A 23,605-nucleotide genomic window follows, 5' to 3' on the forward strand; every position below is an offset into this window, starting at 1 on the left:
CTGAGATGCCCTTCTGCGCAAGAGTGGCACTCCTGGAGTGCAGAAAAAGACCGGGGCTCAGGCCGCGCAGGTGCTGCCGTGCTCTGGCACTGAGGCCCGCCAGCGCAATTCGTGTTCAATGCGCTGGCGCAGCAGGTCGGCGGCGCCCATTTCGCCATGCACCACATACACCTGGTCGGGCGCGTGCCCCATGCTGCGCAGCCAGGCGATGAGCTGGTTGCCGTCGGCGTGGGCCGATGCAGAAGACAACTTGACCACTTCGGCGCGCACGGCCACGTCCTGGCCGTGAATGCGGATGGTCTTTTCGCCCTCAGCCAGCCGCGCGCCGCGTGTGCCCGGCGCCTGGTGCCCGGTAAGAATGATCATGTTGCGGTGATCGCCAGCGTGCAGTGCCAGGTGGTGCAGTACGCGTCCCCCGGTAGCCATGCCACTGGCCGACAGGATGACCATGGGACCATGCAGTTTGGCCAGTCCTTTGGATTGCTCGGGTGTCTGGACCATGGTGGCGCCATGCTCTAGCGCCTGTACCTCGCGGCCGCTCAGGCGGTGTTCCTGCATGTGGTGCTGGAACAGTCCGGTGGTGCTCACGGCCATGGGGCTGTCGAGGAATACCTTGAGCGATGCTGGCACCACACCCTGCGCCTTCAGCAACCCGATGGCGTGCAGCACGGCCTGCGCGCGGCCCACGGCGAAGACGGGCACCACGGCGATGCCCCCGCGTGCGGCCAGGCGCTGCAGGGCGGGGCCCAGTTCGTCGAGCAGACCTTCGGGCGGGTGCTCGCGGTCGCCATAGGTGGATTCGATGAGCACGGTGTCCGCCTGGGGCGGGGCGTCCGGTGGATTCATCAGCAAGTCGTCCGGCCGGCCCAGGTCGCCAGAGAACAGGATGCGCCTGCCGCCCACCTCCAGCAGCACGCTGGCCGCACCCAGGATGTGGCCTGCGGGCGAAAACGTCATGCGCCAGCCGGGCAGGGGCTCGAACGCCTTGTGGAAGGCATGGATCTGAAATTGTTTGAGGCAGTGCAGCGCGTCGAGCCGGGTATACAGGGGCAGAGCGGGGCTGTGGCTGCTGAGCTGGTGGCGGTTGAGGAAGGCGGCGTCCTCTTCCTGCAGGTGCCCGCTGTCGGGCAGCAGGATGGTGCACAGGTCACGTGTGCCCGGGGTGCAGTGGATGGCGTGGGTGTAGCCGTCGCGCGCCAGCAGCGGCAGGTAGCCGCTGTGGTCCAGGTGGGCATGGGTCAGCACCACGGCGTCGATCTGGTGCGGCGTGACGGGCAGGGGCTGCCAATTGCGCAGGCGCAACTGCTTGTAGCCCTGGAACAGGCCGCAATCGACCAGCAGGCTCTTGCCGTTGTAACGCACCAGGTACTTGGAGCCGGTGACGGTGCCGGAGCCCCCCAGGAAGGTGATGTTGACGTTCATGTGTCCAGACTCCCGGGTGATCATCGATGATGACCATCCTACTGGTCGGATTGCGCCTGCGGACGTTGCCAGGGGGTTTCTTGCCTTGCATCAAGAAAAAACCGCCTGCGGCTTTGGGGCTGCAGGCGGTTTTTGGCGGGAAACCCGCGCGTGATCAGCTGAAGAAGTTCTTCAGCCGGTCCGTCCAGCTCTCGCCGCTGGGCGAGTGGCGTGCGCCGCCCTTCTTGAGGGAGTCTTCCAGCTCGCGCAGCAGCTTGCGCTGGTGTTCGGTGAGCTTGACGGGTGTCTCGACCGCAATGTGGCAGTACAGGTCACCTGGGTAGCTGGCGCGCACACCCTTGATGCCCTTGCCGCGCAGGCGGAACTGCTTGCCGGCCTGGGTGCCTTCGGGGATGTCGATGGCCGCCTTGCCTTGCAGGGTGGGCACCTCGATCTCGCCACCCAGCGCCGCCGTGATGAAGCTCACCGGTACCTGGCAGTGCAGGTCGTCGCCATCGCGCTCGAAGATGTCGTGTTTCTTCAGGCGGATCTCGATGTACAGGTCGCCCGGCGGGCCGCCGTTGGTGCCCGGCTCGCCGTTGCCGGTGGAGCGGATGCGCATGCCATCGTCGATGCCGGCAGGAATCTTCACTTCCAGCGTCTTCTGCTTCTTGAGCTTCCCTTGGCCATGGCAGGTGGTGCAAGGCTCGGGAATGATCTTGCCCGTGCCACGGCAGTGGGGGCAGGTCTGTTGCACGCTGAAGAAGCCCTGGCGCATTTGCACGGTGCCCGCGCCTTGGCAGGTGCCGCAGGTCTTGGCGCTGGTGCCGGGTTTGGCTCCGCTGCCATGGCAGGTGTCGCAGGTGTCCCAGGACGGGATGCGAATCTGCGCGTCTTTGCCGCGAGCTGCTTCTTCGAGCGTGATCTCCATGGCATAGCTGAGGTCACTGCCACGGTAGACCTGGCGTCCACCGGCGCCGCGCCCGCGCCCGCCTTGTTGGCCGAACATGTCGCCAAAGATGTCGCCGAAGGCTTCCGCAAAACCGCCAAATCCTTCTGCTCCCGCGCCACCGGGGCCGCGCATGTTGGGGTCTACCCCCGCATGGCCATACTGGTCATAGGCCGCGCGCTTTTGTGGGTCCGAGAGCATCTCGTAGGCCTCTTTGGCCTCTTTGAACTTCTCCTCGGCAGGCTTGGCTGCGTCCCCCTGATTGCGGTCAGGATGGTGCTTCATCGCCAGCTTGCGATAGGCCTTTTTGATTTCTTCGTCCGAGGCGTTCTTCGGAACGCCCAGGATTTCGTAAAAGTCTCGTTTGGACATAGTGATTCAGAACCCGGTTGGAACAGGAACGCCGCGCAGCCCCTGACGAGCATTGCGCGGCGGCTCGGGTCAACGGGGGCTCGTTCAGCCCTTCTTGACTTCCTTCACCTCGGCATCAACGACGTTGTCGTCGTCTGCGGGCTTGTTGGCTGCACCGGCCGATGCGCCTGCGGCGTCTGCACCACCGGCCGCCTGGGCGGCTTGCGCTGCCTGCGATTCGGCGTACATCTTCTCGCCCAGCTTCTGGCTGGCGGCCATCAGCGCGGTCGTCTTTTCGTCAATCGCGGCTTTGTCTTCACCCTTGAGGGCTTCTTCGAGGGCCTTCACGGCTGCAGCGATCGCGTCCTTTTCACCTGCGTCGAGCTTGTCGCCGTGTTCGGCCAGGCTCTTGTTGACGCTGTGCACAGCGGCTTCACCCTGGTTGCGGGCCTGCACCAGTTCCAGCTTCTTCTTGTCGTCCGCAGCGTTCAGCTCGGCGTCCTTCACCATCTTCTGGATTTCTTCTTCCGACAGGCCCGAGTTGGCCTTGATGGTGATCTTGTTTTCCTTGCCGGTGCCCTTGTCCTTGGCGCCCACGTGCAAGATGCCGTTGGCGTCGATGTCGAACGACACTTCGATCTGCGGAACACCGCGAGCTGCGGGTGGAATGCCTTCGAGGTTGAACTCGCCCAGCAGCTTGTTGCCAGTGGCCATTTCGCGCTCGCCTTGGTAGACCTTGATGGTCACGGCAGGCTGGTTGTCGTCGGCCGTCGAGAAGGTCTGAGCGAACTTCGTCGGGATGGTCGTGTTCTTGGTGATCATCTTGGTCATCACACCGCCCAGGGTTTCGATGCCCAGCGACAGGGGGGTCACGTCCAGCAGCAGCACGTCCTTGCGGTCGCCCGACAGCACTTGGCCCTGGATGGCGGCGCCCACGGCCACGGCTTCGTCAGGGTTCACATCCTTGCGGGGGTCCTTGCCGAAGAATTCCTTGACCTTCTCCTGCACCTTGGGCATGCGGGTCATGCCACCGACCAGAATCACGTCATGGATGTCGGACACCGACACGCCCGCGTCCTTGATCGCCATGCGGCAAGGAGCGATGGTGCGCTCGATCAGCTCTTCCACCAGTTGTTCCAGCTTGGAGCGGGTCAGCTTGATGTTCAGGTGCTTGGGACCCGAGGCGTCGGCCGTGATGTAGGGCAGGTTGATGTCGGTCGCTGCCGAATTCGACAACTCGATCTTGGCCTTTTCGGCGGCTTCCTTCAGGCGCTGCAGGGCCAGGACGTCCTTGGACAGGTCCACGCCTTGTTCCTTCTTGAACTCGCCGATGATGAAGTCGATGATGCGTTGGTCGAAGTCCTCGCCGCCCAGGAAGGTGTCACCATTGGTCGACAGCACTTCGAACTGCTTTTCGCCATCCACGTCGGCGATTTCGATGATGGACACGTCGAACGTGCCGCCACCCAGGTCATACACGGCAATCTTGCGGTCGCCCTTTTCCTGCTTGTCGAGGCCAAAGGCCAAGGCTGCAGCGGTGGGCTCGTTGATGATGCGCTTGACATCAAGGCCAGCGATGCGACCAGCGTCCTTGGTGGCTTGGCGCTGGGCGTCGTTGAAGTAAGCGGGCACGGTGATGACGGCTTCCGTCACGGGCTCGCCCAGGTAGTCTTCAGCCGTTTTCTTCATCTTGCGCAGGATGTCTGCGGACACCTGCTGGGCCGACAGCTTGTTGCCGCGCACTTCGATCCAGGCGTCGCCGTTGTCGGCAGCCACGATCTTGTAAGGCATCAGATCGATGTCCTTTTGCACTTCTTTTTCGGTGAACTTGCGGCCGATCAGGCGCTTGACGGCGTACAGGGTGTTCTTGGGGTTGGTCACGGCCTGGCGCTTGGCCGAGGCGCCGACGAGGATCTCGCCGTCTTCCTGGTAGGCCACGATGGAGGGCGTGGTGCGTGCACCTTCGCTGTTTTCAATCACGCGGGTCGTGTTGCCCTCCATGATGGAAACGCAGCTGTTGGTGGTGCCCAGGTCAATGCCGATGATTCTTCCCATGATTTTTCTCCGAATGCTTGAATGGTTTGGATGGCTAGTAACTTGTGGATAACTTGGTTTGCTTCAAGTCTTCCAGGTCGATTTTTTTGAGGCTTACTTGGGCGCAGTCACGGTGACCAAGGCCGGGCGCAACACGCGCTCCGCGATCACGTAGCCCTTTTGCAGCACAGCCACCACCGTATTGGCTTCTTGCTCCGCGGGCACCACGCTGATGGCCTGGTGCTGGTGGGGGTCGAACTTGGCGCCTGCGGCGGGGTTGATGGCCACCACCTTGTTGCGCTCCAGCGCAGACGTCAACTGGCGCAAGGTGGCGTCGGCGCCTTCGCGCAGCTGCTGGGGCGTGGCCTCCTTGATGGCCAGGGCCGCATCCAGGCTGTCAGCCACGGGCAGCAGGCTCTCGGCAAAACTCTCGATGCCGAACTTGCGGGCCTTGGACACTTCCTCTTCAGCGCGGCGGCGGGCGTTCTCCGCCTCGGCCTTGGCGCGCAGGAACTGGTCCGCCAGATCGGCACTTTTGGCCTTCAGCTCGGCCAGCTCGCCCTGCAGGCGTGCCAGCTCATCGGAGGCGTGGGCGGCCATGGCGGCTTCGACTTCTTCGGGGGCGGGGGCGCTCGGGGCGGGGTTGGTTTGGCTGTGGTCTGACATGTCAGGATTTGAAGAGGTAAAAAAGCAGTACGCGCGGCATCTGGGGGCTTGCCGGGGAATATCAAGGTCTGCGCCAGGGATTTGTCGTTGTGACGGCCCCGGGTTGGCGCAAGTGGTTGTAGGGCATGTCGGCCCAACCGCCGTTTTTGCAAGGGCCGCACCTTCCATGGCTGGACAAATGGGGTGTGGACGATGCGGTAGCGGGTGTGCTGAGTGTACAAGCGCAAGCGGTCGGGTTATAATCGCAGGCTTTCCCTTGCCACACCACTTCTAGACGCGGTGGGTGGTCTCACCCAAAAGGAGTCTGCATGCGTCATTACGAAATCATTTTGTTGATCCATCCGGATCAAAGCGAACAAGTTCCAGCCATGCTGGAGCGCTACAAGGGCATGATCACCGCTGGCGGTGGCAAGGTGCACCGCGTGGAAGACTGGGGCCGTCGTCAACTGGCGTACCTGATCAACAAGCTGGCCAAGGCCCACTACCTGTGCGTGAACATCGAAGCCGACCAGGCTGTGATGGCTGAACTGGAGCACGCCTTCAAGTTCAACGACGCCGTGCTGCGCCACCTGACCGTGCAAAAGAAGAAGGCTGAAACCGGTCCTTCCTCCATGATGAAGACCGTCGAGCGCGAAGAAGCTCGCAAGGCCAGCCAAGCTGAATACGCAGCGGCCGGCGAGCGCTGATCCTCTTCTCTCTTTGGAGTGGAGAACCGCGTCGTCTTGACCGCCTGTATCGCAGAGGCTGAGCCCTTGCGATACACGCCCGCCGGACTGCCTGCCCTCACGCTGCGCCTCGAACACGAGTCCCAGCAAACTGAGGCAGGCCATCCCCGCGAAGTCAAGGCCGCCATAAAAGCCACAGCCTTTGGAGCGATGGCTGAGCGACTGGCAAGGCAGAACATCGGAAGTCTCTGGACTTTCCATGGATTTCTGGCCACACCGCGCAATGGCAAGACTGCAGTGCTGCACATCCAGGATATTCAACAAAATTAATTTTCAAGGGGTCCGCAATGGCCACGTTCAAGAAGTTCAACAAAGACAAGCGCCCAAAGCGCAACACCCAGTCCCTGCTGTTCAAGCGCAAGCGCTTTTGCCGCTTCACGGTGACCGGTGTTGAAGAAATCGACTACAAGGATGTCGATACGCTGCGCGATTTCATCGCCGAAAACGGCAAGATCATCCCCGCACGCCTGACCGGCACGCGCGCCATCTTCCAGCGTCAGCTGAACACTGCCATCAAGCGCGCACGCTTCCTGGCCCTGGTGCCTTACAGCGACCAGCACAAGATCTAAGGAGCACAACCCATGCAAATCATTCTGCTCGACAAGGTTGTGAACCTCGGCAACCTCGGTGAAATCGTCAAGGTCAAAGACGGCTACGCCCGCAACTTTCTGATTCCCGCTGGCCGCGCACGTCGCGCCACGGAAGCCGCCAAGGCAGAGTTCGAAGCCAAGCGCGCTGAACTCGAAAAGGCCGCTGCTGCCAAGCTGGCAGAAGCCCAGGCCCAAGGTGAAAAGCTGGCCGGTACCACTGTCAAGCTGACACAAAAGGCTGGCGTGGATGGCCGTCTGTTTGGTTCCGTGACCAACCATGACATCGCCGAAGAGCTGAATAAGCAAGGCTACAAGGTTGCTAAGTCGCAAATCCGCCTGCCCAACGGCCCGATCAAGGTCGTGAGCGACAGCGCTGTGAGCGTGGCTCTGCACACCGATGTGGTCGTGGAAGTCAACGTGTCGGTCTACGGCGAAACCGCCTGATCGTCCGTCAGGACCTCTCAAAAAAGCCGCCCTTGGGCGGCTTTTGTCTTTGTGTGACCGTAGTTTGTACACGGTTGCCCACGGGTTACCCCCGCCTTATCCACAGACTTGTGCCATGACGACACGCCGCGTGGGCGATAGCATGCCGGGTTAGCTCCAAGGATTCCATGTCTGCCATTTTCCCACCCCTTGATGATGGATTCACGCCCGTGCCGGACCGTGAAATTGCCCAGTTGCGTGTGCCACCGCACTCCATCGAGGCGGAGTCCAGTGTGCTGGGTGGTCTGCTGCTGGACAACAACGCCTGGGACCGCGTGGGCGACCTGCTGGTAGAAAGCCATTTCTACCGCCACGAGCACCAGATGATCTATACGGCCATTGGCGCGCTGATCAATGCCAGCAAGCCAGCCGACGTGATCACGGTGTTCGAGCATCTGCAGAACCAGGGTAAGGCGCAGGAGATGGGCGGGCTGGCCTATCTGAACAATCTGGCGCAATACGTACCCAGTGCCAGCAATATTCGGCGCTATGCCGAAATCGTTCGCGAACGCGCCATCCTGCGCAAGCTGGTCACGGCCAGCGACGAAATTTCGACCAACGCGTTCAACCCCCAAGGCAAAACGGTGGAACGCATTCTGGACGAAGCCGAGGCCAAGATCTTTGCCATTGGCGAAGAGGGTTCGCGCACCAAGCAGGGCTTCCAGTCGCTCGATACGCTGGTGATTGACCTGCTCGACCGCGTGCAGGAGATGGCTGACAACCCTGTGGACGTCACGGGCGTCCCCACCGGCTTTGCCGACCTGGACCGCATGACCAGTGGCTTGCAGGCGGGTGACATGGTGGTCCTGGCAGCCCGCCCGTCCATGGGCAAAACCTCGTTCGCGGTGAACATTGCTGAGCACGTGGCGCTCAACGAGGGCTTGCCGGTCGCCATCTTCTCGATGGAAATGGGCGCAGCTCAATTGGCGGTGCGTATTGTGGGCTCGATCGGCCGGGTGAACCAGGGCAACCTGCGCACCGGCAAGCTCACCGACGATGAATGGCCACGCCTGACCGAAGCCATCGAAAAGCTGCGCACGGTGTCGCTGCACATCGACGAAACCCCGGGCCTCACGCCCAGCGAGCTGCGTGCCAACGCGCGCCGTTTGGCGCGCCAGTGCGGCAAGCTGGGCCTGATCGTGGTGGACTACTTGCAGCTCATGAGCGGCTCGGGTTCGTCGGGATCGGACAACCGGGCGACGGAGCTGGGCGAAATTTCCCGGGGCCTCAAAATGCTGGCCAAGGAGCTGCAATGCCCAGTGATCGCGCTGTCTCAGCTCAACCGCTCGGTGGAGCAGCGTACCGACAAGCGCCCCATGATGTCCGACCTGCGCGAATCGGGCGCCATCGAGCAGGACGCGGACATCATCATGTTCATCTACCGCGACGACTACTACAACAAGGACTCCAAGGAGCCCAACGTGGCCGAGGTCATCATCGGCAAACAACGGAACGGCCCCACCGGCACCGTGAAGCTGTTCTTCCAGAAGAACCAGACGCGCTTTGAGAACCTGGCGATGGGTTCAGGCGACGATTTCTAATAAAAATAGCTGCTAGCGCCGTTTTTATATGCGCTGGCAGCTATTGAATTTATAGCGAACAAGTTCTGGCGCAATGCCGTACAGTGCCCGTGGTTCCAGGCTCCCGGCATGCGCGGTATCGCTATTGCACTATTGGGTTAGTACCCACACCAGCAAACCTGCGCAAGCCACTGCCAGCATGCTCACCGCCACGGTGAGCCATTGCTGGCGTCGGCGCTGCACTTCCACTGCTTGCACCACCTGGGCGTGCTGTTCGGCCAGGGACTGGATCAGCATGGCGGACTCCTGCTGCTCCCGCTCCAATTGCGCCACGCGGTCACGCAGATGCTGAAGCTGCAAGGCCACCGGAATGGCGGGCTCGCCAACGGCACCATCGAGTGCAGCCGTCGCCGCTTCAGCATTCCCTTTTTGGGTGGCGCCCAGCAGCTTCTTGGCCGCCTGCAGGATCTGGGGCGTCGCCTCGATGACGTCGCCCCAGGGCACCAGCTTCAGTGCTGTAACCCAGCCTGCCGCCAACTCAGAGCACCTCGCTGGCGAAGTCCGCCAGGCGTGAGCGTTCGCCCCGCGCCAGGGTGATGTGCCCGCTGTGTGGCCAGCCCTTGAAGCGGTCCACCGCATACGTCAGGCCGGAGGAGCCTTCGGTCAGGTACGGTGTATCGATCTGCGCCAGGTTGCCCATGCAGATGATCTTGGTGCCGGGGCCTGCGCGGGTGATCAGCGTCTTCATCTGCTTGGGCGTCAGGTTCTGCGCTTCGTCGATGATCACGTACTTGTTCAGGAAGGTGCGCCCGCGCATGAAGTTCATGCTCTTGATCTTGATGCGGCTGCGGATTAGCTCATTGGTGGCCGCGCGGCCCCACTCGCCTGCGTTGCCGCCATCGCCCTTGGCCAAAAACTCCAGGTTGTCATCCAGTGCGCCCATCCAGGGGCCCATCTTCTCTTCTTCCGTGCCGGGCAGGAAGCCGATGTCTTCGCCCACGCTCACGGTGGCGCGGGTCATGATGATCTCGGTGTAGCGGCGGTCGTCCAGCACCTGGGTCAGGCCTGCGGCCAGGGCCAGCAGGGTCTTGCCGGTGCCAGCGGTGCCGGTCAAGGTCACGAAGTCGATCTCGGGGTCCATGAGCAGATTCATGGCGTAGTTCTGCTCGCGGTTGCGCGTGGTCACGCCCCACACAGCATTCTTGGTGGAGCCATAGTCCTTGAGGGTCTGCAGCACCGCTGTTTTCTCGCGGATTTCGCTCACGCGCGCAAACAGGCTGGGCTCGCCGGGGGCCTCGAAGTACACAAACTGGTTGATCATCAGCTGCGGCACGATGGGCCCGCCGATGCGGTAGTAGGTGTGGGCGCCGCTCTGCCAGCTTTCCACGTTCTTGCCGCTCTTGGCCCAGAAGTCGGGGGGCAGGGCCAGCACACCGGCGTACAGCAGGTCGCCGTCTTCCAGTGTCTTGTCGTTCTGGTAGTCCTCGGCGTTCAGGCCCAGGGCGCGCGCCTTGACGCGCATGTTGATGTCCTTGGATACCAGCACCACCTCGCGCGGGGCGTGCAGCTTGCGCAGGGCTTCGACCACGCCCAGGATCTGGTTGTCGGCCTTGCCGGGGGGCAGGCTGGTGGGCAGGCTGTAATCCAGCGGTACGGTCTGGAAGAACAGGTGGCCGCCTGCGGCGCGCTGGCCGGTGGAGTCGAGCTTGAGGCCCTTGGCCATGTCGGCGCCCTGGGCGGCCGCCAGCGCATCCAGGGTGCGGCTGGCTTGGCGGCCGTTGCGCGCGACTTCGGTCATGCCCTTCTTGTGGCCGTCCAATTCTTCCAGCACGATCATCGGCAGGAAGATGTCGTGCTCTTCAAAGCGGAACAGGCTGGTCGGGTCATGCAGGAGCACATTGGTGTCCAGCACGAAGAGCTTGGTCGGGCCGTGCGATGCGGACTTGCGGCTGCGTGTGGTGGTTGCGGTGGCTGGCGCGGGGCTGGCGGTGACGGCAGGAGGAGTGGCGGTACCGCGCGCCTTGCGCGTGCCAGTGCTGCGAGCCACGGGAGCGGCAGAGGGGGCGGCTGTCCGGGTTCGTGTCTCGATTTGTAGCAGTGGAGCGGTGTCAGGCGCTGCCAGCGACGAGGCCACACTGTCTGCCTTGCGTCCCGCGCGGGCTGGGGCTGCAGCGGCGCGCTGAGGCATGGCAACGGCTTCGTTGGCCGAGGTGGTGGCTACGCGGGGGCGGGCCGTGACTTCAAAGGCTTCTGGCGCGAGGAGTGCAGCGCGCCGGCTGGGGGCGGGGGGCAGGGGCATGGTGGCAGGGCCTCGGTCGGTAAAGGGGTAACGGATGGGGTCAGAAAGCAAAAAGCCGCCTGGAGGCCAAGGCGGCTTTTTGAATGGGTGCTAACGGTGCAAGAACCAGGGGCATTGACCCATTATGCCCACTCCATGTGTCTTGCCAGGGCAAAACGGGCGGTGTGTCGCGTGGATGCTCCAGTGCCCTTTGGTGGATTGCAACGGTCGCAGCAGCGCTGACGCGATCAGGTTCTGCTCAGGCGGCCTTTTTCAGGGCCTTGAGGGATTTGACGGTCTTGAGGACTTCGTCCACGTGGCCTGGTACCTTGAGGCCGCGCCACTCTTGCACAAGCAGGCCATCGGGGCCGATCAGGAAGGTGCTGCGCTCGATGCCCTTGACCTTCTTGCCGTACATGATCTTGTTCTTGACCACGCCGAACATGTGGCACATCTTTTCTTCGGTGTCGGCGATCAGCTCGAACGGCAGTTCCAGCTTTTCCTTGAAGTCGTCGTGCGACTTCATGTTGTCGCGCGAGACACCGAACACGGCTGCGCCAGCTTTCACGAAATCCTTGTACTTGTCGCGAAACTGCATGGCCTCCGTGGTGCAGCCCGGCGTGTTGTCCTTGGGATAGAAGTAGAGAACCAGAATTTGGCCAAGGTGGGAGGTGTTGGAGACCTTGATACCACCGGTTGCGTTGGCTTCAAATTCAGGGAGGGGTTTGTTGACAACGATCGCCATATCACTTCAATCTCTCAGGATGTAGTCGTTGGTAAGCCGGGGGAGTGGGTGTGTTATTGCTCTTGGTGGTGCCCCCGACCGCAACCGGTGATTTTACCCTGAAATCGGTTCCCGGCCAAATGTAAGACAGTGTGTCCTGCGTGGGGTGGCGGGCACTTTGGCACGGCCGTGCATAAGTGGCATTCCCGGTGCGCCCGACTTTGAGGCAGGCCGTGAGCGCGCGTTCAGACTTCCAGAATCAGGGCTGCGACCACGTTGCGTCCTTCGCTCGCCAGGATGTTGTAGGTGCGGCATGCTGCCTGGGTGTCCATGGTCTCCAGCCCGAGTCGCCGCGCCATCAGGGGAGCCAGCCATGCGGGCGGGGGAAAACGATTGCGCAGCCCGCTGCCAAAAATGACCAGTTCGGTTTCCAGTCCGGCCAACTGGGCGAAATGCTCCGGGGTCAGATCCTCAAAGCGGGAGCAGGGCCAGGGCTGGCGCAGGCCTGCCGACCCGATGATGACGCTGTGGGTGATCTTGTCGGCGTCGATGCCGATCCAGCCGGGGCCGTAGCCGCTGATGGTCTGAGCGTTGGAGCGGTCGGGCTGGAATTTCATGGCAGGAAGTGGTGGGCCTCAGGTGCTGCGGGGTGTGGCAGCTGCGCCCGGCGCCAGGGGATGGCAACGGTTCTGTGGTCAAATTATAGGTTTAGCCTGAGGGCGCCGGCTCCGGCGGCCTCCTGACCCCACCGCACTACTGTCAGCGCATGAAAACCGTCCAAAAATCCGCCAAGCTCGCCAATGTTTGTTACGACATCCGGGGCCCGATCATGGACGCGGCCAAGCAGATGGAGGAGGATGGGCACAAGATCATCAAGCTCAACATCGGCAATCTGGCGGTGTTTGGCTTTGATGCCCCCGAAGAAATTCAGCAGGACATGATCCGCAACCTGCCCAACTCGGCGGGCTACTCGGACAGCAAAGGCATCTTCGCCGCCCGCAAGGCCGTGATGCACGAGACCCAGAAGCAGGGCATCAAGGGCGTGGCGCTGGATGACATCTACCTGGGCAACGGCGCCAGCGAACTGATCGTGATGGCAACGAACGCGTTGCTGGACACTGGCGATGAGTTGTTGCTGCCATCGCCGGATTACCCGCTGTGGACCGCTGCGGCCAGCCTGTCGGGCGGCACGCCGGTGCACTACCTGTGCGATGAGGCCAATGGCTGGATGCCCGACCTGGAGGACATCCGCGCCAAGATCACGCCGCGTACCAAAGGCATCGTGGTCATCAACCCCAACAACCCCACGGGTGCGCTGTACTCGGTCGAGTTGCTAAAGGGCATCGTGGCCATCGCCCGCGAACACGGCCTGGTGATCTTTGCGGACGAGGTGTACGACAAGGTGTTGTACGACGGCGCCAAGCACACGGCCATCGGCTCGCTGAGCGAGGATGTGCTCACGCTCACCTTCAACTCGCTGTCCAAAAGCTACCGGTCTTGCGGTTACCGTGCTGGCTGGCTGGTGGTCTCGGGCGACAAGAAGCCCGCTAAGGACTACATCGAGGGCCTGAACATGCTCTCGAACATGCGACTTTGTGCCAACGTTCCTGGCCAATGGGCCGTGCAGACGGCGCTGGGTGGTTACCAGAGCATCAACGAACTGGTCTGTGAGGGCGGCCGCCTGCGCAAGCAGCGTGATCTGGCGTATGAACTGATCACGGCCATCCCGGGCGTGACCTGTGTGAAACCTCAGGCCGCGCTGTACATGTTTCCGCGCCTCGACCCGGCGGTGTATCCCATCGAGGACGACCAGCAGTTCTTCCTGGAGTTGCTGCAGGAGACGAAGGTCATGCTGGTGCAGGGCACGGGTTTCAACTGGCCTGCTCCGGACCATTTTCGCATCGTGTTCCTGCCCCATGAAGACGACCTGCGCGATGCCATTGGCCGCGTGGCGCGCTTCCTGGAGCAATACCGAAAGCGCAAGCAGACCGCTGCGGCAGCCGTCGCGGCCTGATCCGTCGCGTTGCCCAGACAACAAGGCGATACGCTCCATGCAAAGACCCTCCGTTCTTGACCTGGCCCGGCATGTCGCCGCCTGTGGGCTGGTGGCGGCGGGCTTGCACGGCGCTGCTGTGCAGGCTGCCGACAAGGGCAAAGAGCCCGTGAGCTTCCAGCACAAGGACTGGGCCTTGCAGTGCGACAACACCCGCACTTGCAGGGCCGTGGGTTACCAGTCGGAGAGTGGCGAGTCGGAGCCGGTCTCCATGCGCCTGACCCGCGAGGCGGGACCTGACACGCCGGTGCTGGTGGACCTGCAGGTGTCCACCGAGAAAGCCACTCCAGCGTCGCTGCACCTCAAGGTGGGCACACTGTCTTTGCCAGGGCTCAAGGGCGACACACCCAGCGTGCCTGCAGCGCAGGTGCCCCGCCTGCTGCAGGAGCTGCTCAAGAACGAAGAGGCCACGGTGGCCGCTGGCAAGGACCGTTGGGTGCTGTCACTGGCGGGTGTCACCGCGGTTCTGCTCAAGATGGACGAGGCCCAGGGCCGGGTGGGCACACCGGGCGCCATGGTGCGCAAGGGCACGAAGCCAGAGGCTTCCGTGCTGCCGTCTTTGCCTGCTCCGGTCATCAAGGCTGTGACCCCGATGCCTGCGCGCAAGGGGGATGCCGCACTGGCCAAGCCGCTGGTGGCTGCGCTGGGCCGCGCCAGTACCGAAGGCCAGTGCAACGGCGACGATGCGTTCAACCCCGCAAATGTGCAGGTCTACCGGCTCACGGAGCGCAAGGTGCTGCTGTCCGTGCCCTGTGGCATGGGCGCTTACAACTTCAGCAGCTTGCTGTGGGTGGCCAACGACCGCCCGCCCTACAAGCCAGAGCCCTTGCAGGACGTGGACGGCGATTTCGATCCGGCCTCGGGCACAGTGCATTCGGCAATGAAGGGCCGGGGCATTGGCGACTGCTGGTGGGTGCGTGAGTGGCAGTTCGACGGCCAGGGTTTTGTGCTGCGCAGCGAGTCTGGTGACGGCATGTGCCGTGGCTTTGCGGGTGGCGCCTGGCAGTTGCCCACCTATGTCACGCGTTGAGGGATCTGCTGCTCGACACCGCGCCCTTTACATCCCTCCCGAATCATTGTTTTTCTTTCTCTTCCCATTGCTATGAAACCCATCCAAGTAGGCCTTCTGGGCATCGGCACCGTCGGCAGCGGCGTGTTCAACGTGTTGCAGCGCAACCAGGACGAGATCAGCCGCCGTGCTGGCCGTGGCATCGAGATCACCATGGTGGCGGACCTGGACGTAGCGCGCGCCAAGGCTGTGGTGGGTGACGGCATCCAGGTCGTCAACGACGCCCGTGCCATCATCGCCAACCCCGACATCGACATCGTGATCGAGTTGATCGGCGGCTACGGTATCGCACGTGCACTGGTGCTCGAAGCCATTGCCGCAGGCAAGCATGTGGTCACCGCCAACAAGGCGCTGCTGGCCGTGCATGGCACCGAGATTTTTGCGGCCGCATCGGCCAAGGGTGTGATGGTGGCCTTCGAGGCCGCCGTGGCCGGTGGCATTCCCATCATCAAGGCGCTGCGCGAAGGCCTTACGGCCAACCGCATCCAGTGGATCGCCGGCATCATCAACGGCACCACCAACTTCATCCTGTCCGAGATGCGCAGCAAGGGCCTGGACTTCGACGTGGTGCTCAAAGAAGCGCAACGCCTGGGCTACGCCGAGGCCGACCCCACCTTCGACATTGAAGGCGTGGATGCCGCGCACAAGGCGACATTGATGAGCGCCATCGCTTTCGGCATCCCGGTGCAGTTCGACAAGGCCTATGTGGAAGGCATCACCAAGCTCTCCGCCGCCGACATCAAATACGCAGAACAACTGGGCTACCGCATCAAGCTGCTGGGCATCACCAAGCGCGCCGAAAAGGGCATCGAGCTGCGCGTGCACCCGAGCCTCGTACCCTCCAAGCGCCTGATCGCCAACGTCGAAGGCGCGATGAACGCCGTGGTGGTGCAGGGCGATGCCGTGGGCACCACGCTGTACTACGGCAAGGGCGCAGGCAGTGAGCCCACCGCCAGTGCAGTGATCGCCGACCTGGTAGATATCGCCCGCCTGCACACGGCCGACCCTGAACACCGCGTGCCGCACTTGGCCTTCCAGGCCAACACGCTGCAGGGCGCCATGGACCAGCTGCCCGTGCTGCCGATGAGCGAAGTGGTCACCAGCTACTACCTGCGCTTGCGCGTCGCCGACCAGGCTGGCGTGCTGGCCAAGGTCACCGGCCTGCTGGCCGAGGCCGGCGTGAGCATCGATGCCGTGCTGCAGCGCGAGGCTGACGAAGTGGGCGGCGAGGGATCGACGCAGACCGACCTGATCATCCTGACCCACGACACCCGCGAAGGCACGATGGATGCCGTCATTGCACAAATGCAGGCGCTGCCGACCGTGCTGGCACCCATCACGCGCATTCGCAAGGAAGAACTCAACTGATGATGGGCCACGCCACACCATGATGCTGCCTCGCCATGCCCACTCTGGTTGCCGCCCTGACGCTGTCGGCGCTGCTCAAGATGGCGCATGTCGATCTGCCGCGCTGGCATCTGGCGTTCTGGTTCGGCCTGCTGGTCGCATTGGCCCTGTTCGGGGCCATGTCGCGCACGCAGGCCCTGCTCAACGGTGTGGGCAGCTTTCTGGCCGCGTGGCTGTACTTTGTGCTGCTGGAGCGCACCGACAACCGCCAGGACCGGGCACTGCACTGGCTCATCCTGATCGGCGGGTTCTTCCTGCTGATCGCCTCGCGTCTCTACATTGACATCCGTGTGTACGGCATCAGCATTTAGCCAGTTCACCCCATTCACCGATACCGACGGGAACCCCTCATGAAGTACCTCAGCACCCGCGGCCATGCAGACCGCAAGCAGTTTTGCGACATCCTCCTCGAGGGCCTGGCGCCCGATGGTGGCCTGTACCTGCCCGAGCATTACCCGCAGGTGGATGACGCCATGCTCACGCGCCTGCGCAAGGCCTACCACGAGCAAGGCTATGCAGAGCTGGCGTTCCAGATCCTGTCGCTGTACATCGACGACATTCCCGCTGCCGACCTGAAGGCCCTGTGCGCCAAGACGTACACCGCCGAAGTGTTCGGCACGGGCGAGATCGTGCCCCTGCGCCACCTCGAAAACAGTCTGTGGCTCGAAGCCCTGTCCAACGGTCCTACGCTGGCCTTCAAGGACATGGCCATGCAGCTGCTGGGCAACCTGTTCGAGTACGAGCTCAAGCGCCGCGGCGAGCAGCTCAACATCCTGGGCGCGACCAGTGGCGACACCGGCAGCGCCGCCGAATACGCGATGCGCGGCAAAGAGGGCGTGCGTGTCTTCATGACCAGCCCGCACGGCCGCATGAGCGCGTTCCAGCAGGCGCAGATGTTCAGCCTGCAGGACGAGAACATCCACAACATCGCCATCGAAGGTGTGTTCGACGACTGCCAGGACATCGTCAAGGCCGTCTCCAATGACCATGCCTTCAAGCACAAGTACAAGATCGGTACCGTCAACTCCATCAACTGGGCGCGCCTGCTGGCACAGGTGGTGTACTACTTTGCGGGCTACATCCAGGCCACCGAGACCAACAACCAGAAGGTGAGTTTCACGGTGCCATCGGGCAACTTTGGCAACGTGTGCGCGGGCCATGTGGCGCGCATGATGGGCCTGCCCATTGCCAAGCTGGTGGTGGCCACCAATGAAAACGACGTGCTCGACGAGTTCTTCCGCACCGGCGTGTACCGCGTGCGCAGCAGTGCCGACACGCACGAGACGTCCAGCCCTTCGATGGATATCAGCAAGGCCAGCAACTTCGAGCGTTTCATTTTCGACCTGCTGGGCCGCAACGGCCAACGTACCAAGGCCTTGTTCGGCGCTGCATTGCAAACCTACGGCCGCTTTGACTTGAGCGCAGAGCCGCTGTTTGCCGATGCCGCCACCAAATACGGTTTTGAAAGTGGCAAGAGCACCCACGCCGACCGCCTGGCCACGATCCGCGACAACTATCAGCGCCATGGCGTGACCATCGACACCCACACCGCCGACGGGGTGAAGGTGGCCCTGGAGCACCACCAAGACCCCAACGTACCGATGATCGTGCTGGAAACGGCGCTGCCCATCAAGTTTGCCGAGACCATCGTCGAAGCGCTGGGCCATGCGCCCGAGCGGCCTGCCAAGTTTGCAGGCATCGAAGACCTGCCCAAGCGTGTACAGGTGATGCCCGCCGACGTGGACTTGGTCAAGGCCTACATCGAACGCCATTGCTCCCCTGCAGCGTTGGGGTGAGCGGTCGGTACCTGCCTGTCCGCGTGAGCGGCCGGCAGATGCCGGGCGGGCCAGGACAAGGTCGTTTGTGGTCAATATTGCCCCGGGCGCTAGTCTGGTATGCACTTAATGCTATAAATAACATAGCTAATCAAGGAGCAGTGGATGAAGGTTGTCGGTTTTGCCGGGTTTTCCGGCAGTGGCAAGACCACGCTGGTCGAGCAGTTGATCCCCGCGCTGCGGCTGCGGGGCCTGCGAGTGTCGGTGGTCAAGCATGCCCACCACAGTTTTGATGTGGACCACCCGGGCAAGGACACCTACCGCCACCGCGAGGCGGGGGCTTTCGAGGTGGTCGCGGCATCGGACAAGCGCCTGATGCTGGTGCGCGAGTTCGAGCAGCCCGCCACTCTCAGCGTGCACCACCTGCTGGCGGAGCTGTACCAGGGCGTGGACTGGGTGCTGGTGGAGGGTTTCAAGGACAGCGACCTGCTCAAGATCGAGGTCTGGCGCGCGCCAGAGCCCGGGCAACTGGCCAAGCCCGTGCGCTACCCGGAAGATGACTTTGTGGTGGCTGTGGCCACCGATGCGCCCGAGAGCCTGCTGGTGCCCACGAAACTACCGCTGCTGGACCTCAACGCGCCCGACCAGGTGGTGGACTGGCTCATCCAGTACGAACACCGCTTTGAGTACAACTGGGAACTGCACGGGGGGCTGCTGCCATGCGCCCCGCAATGAAGCCGCTCAAGCCGCTGGACGAGGCGCTGGCGGACCTGCTGGCGCACGCCCAGCTGCTGCCAGGCTTCGATACCGCCACCACCTTTGACGCCGACGGCCGCGTGCTGGCGCAAAGCTGTGTGTCGGCTCTGCAGGTGCCTCCCCAGGACAACAGTTCGATGGATGGTTACGCCGTGCGCTGCGCCGATGTGGCGGCAGCAGGGGTGGTGTTGCCCGTGTCGCAGCGCATTCCTGCCGGCAGTGCGGGCGACCCACTGCAGCCCGGCACGGCGGCGCGCATCTTCACTGGTGCGCCTGTGCCTGCAGGCGCCGACGCCATCCTGATGCAGGAAGACTGTGAAGCCCTGGCTGCTGCCGATGGCTTGGGCTCGGTGCGTATCAACGCCGTTCCGCGAGCCGGGCAGTGGATCCGCAGCGCGGGCGAAGACATCACCCGGGGTGCGGTGGTGCTGTCGGCTGGCACGCGTCTCACTCCGGCCGAACTGGGCCTGGCCGCCAGCATTGGTCAGCACCAGCTGCAGGTCGTGCGCCGCCCGCGCGTGGCGCTGTTTTCTACGGGCGATGAACTGGTCATGCCCGGCGAAGTCCCGCCCGAGCAGATGCGCCCCGGTGCCATCTACAACAGCAACCGCTTTTTCCTGCGTGCGATGCTGCTACGCCTGGGCTGCGAGGTGACCGATTTGGGCATCGTGCCCGACCGGCGCGAGGCCACCATCGACGCCCTGCGCCAGGCCAGCAGCGCGCACGACCTGATCCTGACCAGCGGGGGCGTGAGTGTGGGTGAGGAAGACCACATCAAGCCTGCTGTGGAGACTCTGGGCACGCTGGACCTGTGGCAGATCGCGATGAAGCCGGGCAAGCCGTTTGCCTATGGCCAGATCCCGCGTGAAGGCGGTGCTGCCCACTTCATGGGCCTGCCTGGCAACCCGGTGTCGAGCTTTCTGACCTTTGCGTTGCTGGTGCGGCCCTTTGTGCTGCGGCTGCAGGGCGTGCAGGACGTGACTCCGCAGACCCTGGCGGTGCGTGCCGATTTCACCTGGCCCAAAGCCGATAAACGCCGCGAATTTCTGCGCGTGCGGCACAACTCGGCGGGCGGACTGGACCTGTTCAACAACCAGAGTTCGGGTGTGCTCACTTCGGCCGCCTGGGGTGATGGCGTGGTGGACAACCCGGCGGGCCAGACGATTGCGCCAGGCGATATGGTGCGGTTTATCGCGTTTTCGGAGTTGCTGGAATGAAGGTCTCTGTGCGCTACTTCGCCTCGATCCGTGAGGCCATTGGGCAAGGCAGCGAGGCGGTCGAAACCGCTGCCACCACGCTGGGTGCCTTGCGCGACGAGCTAATCGCACGCGGTGGTGCCCACGCCAGCAGCCTGGCGCGGGGCCGGGCCGTGCGCATGGCACTCAACCAGACCTTGAGCGACGAGTCCGCCACCCTGGCCGATGGGGCCGAGGTGGCTTTCTTCCCCCCGGTGACGGGCGGCTAGCCAGGGCGCTCCCGCGCTCGCCAGCACGTCACCTCAAAGCGCCTTCAAACGATCTTGCAGCGCCTTTGAGGCCGGCATCATCGGCGCGCGCAGTTCACTGTGCATCCACCCTGCATGCGCCAGCATGGCCTTGAGCGGGGCAGGGTTGGGCTCTGCAAAACACGCTTCCACCCAGGGTTGCAAGGCCTGCCACAAATGGCGGGCTGCGGGCAGGTCGCCCTGACGCAGCAATGCCATCAACTCCACAAAAAGTGGCGTCTGCCAGTGTGCACAGGCAGAGATGGCGCCTGCGCCGCCGAGGGCCAGCGTATGGAAGATCTGCGCGTCTTCGCCCGTCAGCACCTGCAGCCGGCCATCGGCGATCAGGGCCTGCGTCTTGGCCGTGTTGCCGCCACAGTCCTTGATGGCCTCTATGCGCGGATGTGCCGCCAGCGCCAGCAGCGTTTCGGTGGTGAGCGTGGCGCCTGTGCGGTACGGGATGTCGTAGATCAGCAGGGGCACCGCGCTGGCGTCGGCCAGAGTGCGGAACCAGTGCAGCAGGCCCTCCTGCGAGGGGCGGATGTAGTGCGGGGCGGACACCAGCAGGCCTGCCACCGGGTAGTGTGCAAGGGCCTGCACCTGCTCCAGCACCTGGCCCTGGTGGTAGCCCGACACGCCCATCACCACGGGCAAACCCTGGGCGGCGCTGAGCACGGTCTCCAGCACCTGCAGTTGCTCGGCCTTGTCGAGGGCCGCGGCCTCACCGGTCGAGCCGCAGGCAACGAAGCCCGCAACGCCGTCGGCACGCAGCCGGGCGGTGAGGGCGGCAAGGGCCGGGTGGTCCACGGCGCCGTCCTTGAACGGTGTGACCAAGGCGATCCAGAGCCCGCTGAACAGCGGCTGGTGGGAGGTAGCGGTATCGGTGGCAGACATGCGAAGCGTCCTTTCAGGGTTCGACCAGGGGAAGAACCGTCCGGAGGGAGCGCGCGCGGAATGCCGGGGAGTGAAACGAGAAAAGGAAATTTCTCTACCAGGTGGTTCCGTCGCCCATCCGGACGGAACCACAGCTCCGGTCAGATGAGCTCTGGTTTTTTGGTTTTGCCCACGCACTGCAACGCCACCGCAGGTGCGGCGGTCATGGCAAAGAGGGTGTGCGTGGACATGGGCCGCAGTATAGCCAAGCGCCCACCGTGTTCCAAGGTTGGTCAGCCTGCCTGCGGTGGCTGGGCCGCGTCGGCTGCAGATTCAGGCTGCGGCGGAACCAGCACGGGGCATTGCCACACCAGCAGCTCGGCCAGCCGGGTGACGATCCATGTCGCTTCGGCCACCGCCACGCCAGATTCGGCCGTGCACAGCCCCGCGTGGATGCGCTGCAGGATCTCGGTTTCGGAAGGCGCCTGCACGTGGTACAGCGTCTGCGCGTGCTCCACCAGGTGGCCAGCCAGGTCTTCGCACAGCTCGTAGCGGGCGCGCACGCCGTCCGCCTTTTCCGTCGGGCGCCCTCGGGTGTCGGTGTAAACCGCCATGAAGGAGGGCGGCACGTGGATCTGGTTGTCGTCATCCATGGGGTGGTTTAGTCGGGGGTGAACAGCCGTTCGAACTTGGCCTGATCGGAGGCCAGCTCGAAAGTCACCACCTGGCCCATTTTCATGTCCGACAGGCGGCAGGCACCAAACAGCGTCGTTTTGCCCGCCAGCTCCATCACATCCAAGTCGATGATGGCGTAGGGGTGGGGCACGAAGACCTGGTGCTCGAACACATCGCGGACCGTATTGCGCGGGGATGGGTAGAGCTTGTAGAGATCGGTCTGAATCGTTTGTGTGGCCATGGGTGGAAAGGGCTTGGAAGATCACGTACCGGATCGCATGCGGGTACAGTGCGGGCGAATCGTACAGACAAACGTTATTACCAATCTATGGCACGCAATAAAAGTGAATGGCCCGCCAAGGTGCTGGCGTTGGTTCGGGGCGGCAACCTGCCCGCTGCCATTGCTCAGATCAAGGTGGCACCGACCGTGGGCGACGTCACGCGGCTGCAGGCATTGCTGGCGCAGTTGCCCCCATCGCCCGCACTGGCGCAGTTGAACAAGGTGGTGGAGGAAGAACGTGCCCTGCTGGCTGCGCCACGGCTGCATCGTTCGCCCTGAAGCGACTTTCTGTCTGAACTCCACACTCCCTGCTGAGAGCCTTTTGTCATGACCTTGCCCCGCGTTTCTATTCAGACCGAGGACTTTGACCTGTCCACCGAAATCGCTACTTTGCGTCGTGAGAACAAGGGTGTGGGCGCTGTCTGCAGCTTCGTGGGCACCGTCCGTGATCGCAACGAGGGGGATCAGGTGTCCTCCATGGAGTTGGAGCACTACCCTGGCATGACCGAAAAATCCATCGAAGCCATGGTGGACGAGGCCTTTCGGCGCTTCGATATTTTTGGCGCCCGCGTGATTCACCGCGTAGGTCTGCTGCAGCCCCTGGACCAGATCGTGCTGGTGGCGGTGACCAGTGCCCACCGGGGTCAGAGTTTTCAGGCCTGCGAGTTTTTGATGGACTACCTCAAGACCCAGGCGCCGTTCTGGAAAAAGGAGCAAACCTCACATGGCGCTCGCTGGGTGGATGCACGGGTGAGTGACGACGCAGCGCTCGCGCGCTGGGGGATCACGGCGGCCAACGCCTGAACAAGCCACGGCCTTTTCGCACCGCCGGCGCCACGCCCCGGGGTGTCTCTGAGGGATGCGGATGACTTCAGGCTTGGCAGCGTGGTGTGTGGGGTCACGGTTTATGGGTGTATCCGAGGCAGGCGCCCGCATTGGCGCGCCCCTTGCACTCCCGATACAGCCGGCGGTCGCGTTCCGAGCGGCTTTCCTCGGATGAGCTTCGCTCCTGTTTCACCTTGGTGGATTTCTTTTTCTTGCTCACTTCGCTTTGGCCGCTTTGGGTCGCATTTTTGGTGGTGGCGTGGCTTGCCCCGGTATGCAGCCCGAGGCCAAGGGCCAGCATCCACAAAAGCAGGGGAGCGATAACCTTGCGCAGTGCCACGTTGGTCGAGGGGTGGAGGGCCGGGGGGAATGGCATGTTGAGTGGTCCGGGGTAGTGAATGTTGGGATGCCGGGGCGCCGGGTGATCTTAAAGTGGGCTTGGGCTGCAATGCGTCGAGGCGGGCTCACGCCGATGAGGCCTGTGCTGCGGCGTCTCCTCTACGCTACACCGGCGGCGAAGGGCGGCAGCAAGCCCCCGTGTTCTGGTCCGGCGAGATCGGGCTGGCAAGGTGCCTGTGGGCTGGTCAGAGGCGAATTGAGGGCCTCGGGTTATAATCCACGGGTTTTGCATGGTGCAAGACGCACGCCTGCGGCCGTTCCAGCTGCTGGCGCAAGTAAAAACCATGGT

Annotated in this window: 27 protein-coding genes; 15 read left to right on the top strand and 12 right to left on the bottom strand. The window is 63.2% G+C overall.

Annotated features, from left to right (window positions below; genetic code table 11):
* Positions 1-57 precede the first annotated feature (57 nt).
* The 4 genes from CLU87_RS04840 to grpE all read right to left on the bottom strand — a co-directional run bounded on the left by CLU87_RS04840 (position 58) and on the right by grpE (position 5,401).
* A complete protein-coding gene (locus CLU87_RS04840) occupies positions 58-1,422 on the bottom strand; it encodes an MBL fold metallo-hydrolase (protein ID WP_099729721.1) in 1,365 nt (454 codons plus the stop codon).
* 154 nt (positions 1,423-1,576) lie between these two features.
* Entirely contained in the window at positions 1,577-2,722 is a 1,146-nt protein-coding gene (gene dnaJ / locus CLU87_RS04845) for a molecular chaperone DnaJ (RefSeq protein WP_056061470.1), read from the bottom strand.
* An 84-nt stretch (positions 2,723-2,806) separates the two neighbouring features.
* Positions 2,807-4,756: a molecular chaperone DnaK gene (gene dnaK, locus CLU87_RS04850; RefSeq protein WP_056061472.1), complete on the bottom strand. Its 1,950-nt coding sequence runs from the start codon at positions 4,754-4,756 to the stop codon at positions 2,807-2,809.
* Positions 4,757-4,849: 93 nt separating this feature from the next.
* The gene (gene grpE / locus CLU87_RS04855) at positions 4,850-5,401 is read right to left on the bottom strand and encodes a nucleotide exchange factor GrpE (protein ID WP_056061476.1); all 552 of its coding nucleotides are present in this window, start codon (positions 5,399-5,401) and stop codon (positions 4,850-4,852) included.
* Between the two features lie 308 nt (positions 5,402-5,709).
* On the opposite strand from grpE, the gene rpsF reads away from it, so the two are divergent.
* The 5 genes from rpsF to dnaB all read left to right on the top strand — a co-directional run bounded on the left by rpsF (position 5,710) and on the right by dnaB (position 8,740).
* Complete coding sequence (gene rpsF / locus CLU87_RS04860; RefSeq protein ID WP_015013245.1) at positions 5,710-6,087, top strand: 30S ribosomal protein S6; 378 nt, start codon at positions 5,710-5,712, stop codon at positions 6,085-6,087.
* A gap of 18 nt (positions 6,088-6,105) precedes the next feature.
* Positions 6,106-6,396, top strand: coding sequence for a primosomal replication protein N (gene priB, locus CLU87_RS04865; RefSeq protein ID WP_099729722.1), 291 nt, complete (start codon positions 6,106-6,108; stop codon positions 6,394-6,396).
* A gap of 17 nt (positions 6,397-6,413) precedes the next feature.
* Entirely contained in the window at positions 6,414-6,695 is a 282-nt protein-coding gene (gene rpsR / locus CLU87_RS04870; RefSeq protein ID WP_005795932.1) for a 30S ribosomal protein S18, read from the top strand.
* A gap of 12 nt (positions 6,696-6,707) precedes the next feature.
* Positions 6,708-7,160: a 50S ribosomal protein L9 gene (gene rplI, locus CLU87_RS04875; RefSeq protein WP_015013247.1), complete on the top strand. Its 453-nt coding sequence runs from the start codon at positions 6,708-6,710 to the stop codon at positions 7,158-7,160.
* A 167-nt stretch (positions 7,161-7,327) separates the two neighbouring features.
* Positions 7,328-8,740 carry a replicative DNA helicase gene (dnaB, locus tag CLU87_RS04880; RefSeq protein ID WP_099729723.1) on the top strand — a complete coding sequence of 471 codons (1,413 nt, stop codon included), beginning with the start codon at positions 7,328-7,330 and terminating at the stop codon, positions 8,738-8,740.
* Between the two features lie 129 nt (positions 8,741-8,869).
* On the opposite strand, the gene CLU87_RS04885 is transcribed toward dnaB, so the two are convergent.
* The 4 genes from CLU87_RS04885 to CLU87_RS04900 all read right to left on the bottom strand — a co-directional run bounded on the left by CLU87_RS04885 (position 8,870) and on the right by CLU87_RS04900 (position 12,338).
* Positions 8,870-9,256: a hypothetical protein gene (locus CLU87_RS04885; protein WP_099729724.1), complete on the bottom strand. Its 387-nt coding sequence runs from the start codon at positions 9,254-9,256 to the stop codon at positions 8,870-8,872.
* Position 9,257: 1 nt separating this feature from the next.
* Entirely contained in the window at positions 9,258-11,018 is a 1,761-nt protein-coding gene (locus CLU87_RS04890; RefSeq protein ID WP_099732042.1) for a PhoH family protein, read from the bottom strand.
* A gap of 238 nt (positions 11,019-11,256) precedes the next feature.
* Positions 11,257-11,742, bottom strand: coding sequence for a peroxiredoxin (locus CLU87_RS04895; RefSeq protein WP_015013251.1), 486 nt, complete (start codon positions 11,740-11,742; stop codon positions 11,257-11,259).
* Between the two features lie 224 nt (positions 11,743-11,966).
* On the bottom strand, positions 11,967-12,338 hold the full coding sequence (locus tag CLU87_RS04900) for an Mth938-like domain-containing protein (RefSeq protein WP_099729725.1): 372 nt from the start codon (positions 12,336-12,338) through the stop codon (positions 11,967-11,969).
* A gap of 149 nt (positions 12,339-12,487) precedes the next feature.
* Between CLU87_RS04900 and CLU87_RS04905 the strand changes: the two genes are divergently transcribed.
* From CLU87_RS04905 to moaD, 8 genes are all read left to right on the top strand, one after another.
* Complete coding sequence (locus tag CLU87_RS04905; RefSeq protein WP_056061495.1) at positions 12,488-13,735, top strand: pyridoxal phosphate-dependent aminotransferase; 1,248 nt, start codon at positions 12,488-12,490, stop codon at positions 13,733-13,735.
* 37 nt (positions 13,736-13,772) lie between these two features.
* A complete protein-coding gene (locus tag CLU87_RS04910) occupies positions 13,773-14,804 on the top strand; it encodes a DUF1176 domain-containing protein (RefSeq protein WP_099729726.1) in 1,032 nt (343 codons plus the stop codon).
* A 72-nt stretch (positions 14,805-14,876) separates the two neighbouring features.
* On the top strand, positions 14,877-16,211 hold the full coding sequence (locus CLU87_RS04915; RefSeq protein ID WP_056061503.1) for a homoserine dehydrogenase: 1,335 nt from the start codon (positions 14,877-14,879) through the stop codon (positions 16,209-16,211).
* Between the two features lie 35 nt (positions 16,212-16,246).
* Positions 16,247-16,561 carry a response regulator gene (locus CLU87_RS04920; protein ID WP_099729727.1) on the top strand — a complete coding sequence of 105 codons (315 nt, stop codon included), beginning with the start codon at positions 16,247-16,249 and terminating at the stop codon, positions 16,559-16,561.
* 39 nt (positions 16,562-16,600) lie between these two features.
* Complete coding sequence (thrC, locus tag CLU87_RS04925; protein ID WP_099729728.1) at positions 16,601-18,046, top strand: threonine synthase; 1,446 nt, start codon at positions 16,601-16,603, stop codon at positions 18,044-18,046.
* A 144-nt stretch (positions 18,047-18,190) separates the two neighbouring features.
* On the top strand, positions 18,191-18,760 hold the full coding sequence (gene mobB / locus CLU87_RS04930) for a molybdopterin-guanine dinucleotide biosynthesis protein B (protein WP_099729729.1): 570 nt from the start codon (positions 18,191-18,193) through the stop codon (positions 18,758-18,760).
* A complete protein-coding gene (gene glp, locus CLU87_RS04935; RefSeq protein ID WP_099729730.1) occupies positions 18,745-19,998 on the top strand; it encodes a gephyrin-like molybdotransferase Glp in 1,254 nt (417 codons plus the stop codon). The genes mobB and glp overlap by 16 nt, the downstream gene beginning before the upstream one ends.
* Positions 19,995-20,246 (top strand): molybdopterin converting factor subunit 1, encoded by a 252-nt coding sequence (gene moaD / locus CLU87_RS04940; protein ID WP_099729731.1) that lies wholly within the window; start codon positions 19,995-19,997, stop codon positions 20,244-20,246. The genes glp and moaD overlap by 4 nt, the downstream gene beginning before the upstream one ends.
* Positions 20,247-20,279: 33 nt before the next feature.
* Here moaD and dapA read toward each other — a convergent pair whose 3' ends face one another.
* The 3 genes from dapA to CLU87_RS04955 all read right to left on the bottom strand — a co-directional run bounded on the left by dapA (position 20,280) and on the right by CLU87_RS04955 (position 22,053).
* Positions 20,280-21,158 (bottom strand): 4-hydroxy-tetrahydrodipicolinate synthase, encoded by an 879-nt coding sequence (dapA, locus tag CLU87_RS04945; protein WP_099729732.1) that lies wholly within the window; start codon positions 21,156-21,158, stop codon positions 20,280-20,282.
* A 272-nt stretch (positions 21,159-21,430) separates the two neighbouring features.
* Positions 21,431-21,790, bottom strand: coding sequence for a hypothetical protein (locus tag CLU87_RS04950; protein ID WP_099729733.1), 360 nt, complete (start codon positions 21,788-21,790; stop codon positions 21,431-21,433).
* Between the two features lie 8 nt (positions 21,791-21,798).
* A complete protein-coding gene (locus CLU87_RS04955) occupies positions 21,799-22,053 on the bottom strand; it encodes a hypothetical protein (RefSeq protein ID WP_056061527.1) in 255 nt (84 codons plus the stop codon).
* A gap of 87 nt (positions 22,054-22,140) precedes the next feature.
* Here CLU87_RS04955 and CLU87_RS04960 point away from each other — a divergent pair, with 87 nt between their 5' ends.
* Together CLU87_RS04960 and CLU87_RS04965 are read left to right on the top strand one after the other, a co-directional pair.
* Entirely contained in the window at positions 22,141-22,371 is a 231-nt protein-coding gene (locus tag CLU87_RS04960) for a hypothetical protein (protein WP_056061531.1), read from the top strand.
* Between the two features lie 48 nt (positions 22,372-22,419).
* Positions 22,420-22,896, top strand: coding sequence for a molybdenum cofactor biosynthesis protein MoaE (locus CLU87_RS04965; protein ID WP_056061533.1), 477 nt, complete (start codon positions 22,420-22,422; stop codon positions 22,894-22,896).
* A 94-nt stretch (positions 22,897-22,990) separates the two neighbouring features.
* Here CLU87_RS04965 and CLU87_RS04970 read toward each other — a convergent pair whose 3' ends face one another.
* Positions 22,991-23,257, bottom strand: coding sequence for a hypothetical protein (locus CLU87_RS04970; protein WP_233193714.1), 267 nt, complete (start codon positions 23,255-23,257; stop codon positions 22,991-22,993).
* Positions 23,258-23,605 lie beyond the last annotated feature (348 nt).

The organism is Acidovorax sp. 59 (assembly GCF_002754175.1).
Classification (GTDB): Bacteria; Pseudomonadota; Gammaproteobacteria; order Burkholderiales; family Burkholderiaceae_C; genus Acidovorax; species Acidovorax delafieldii.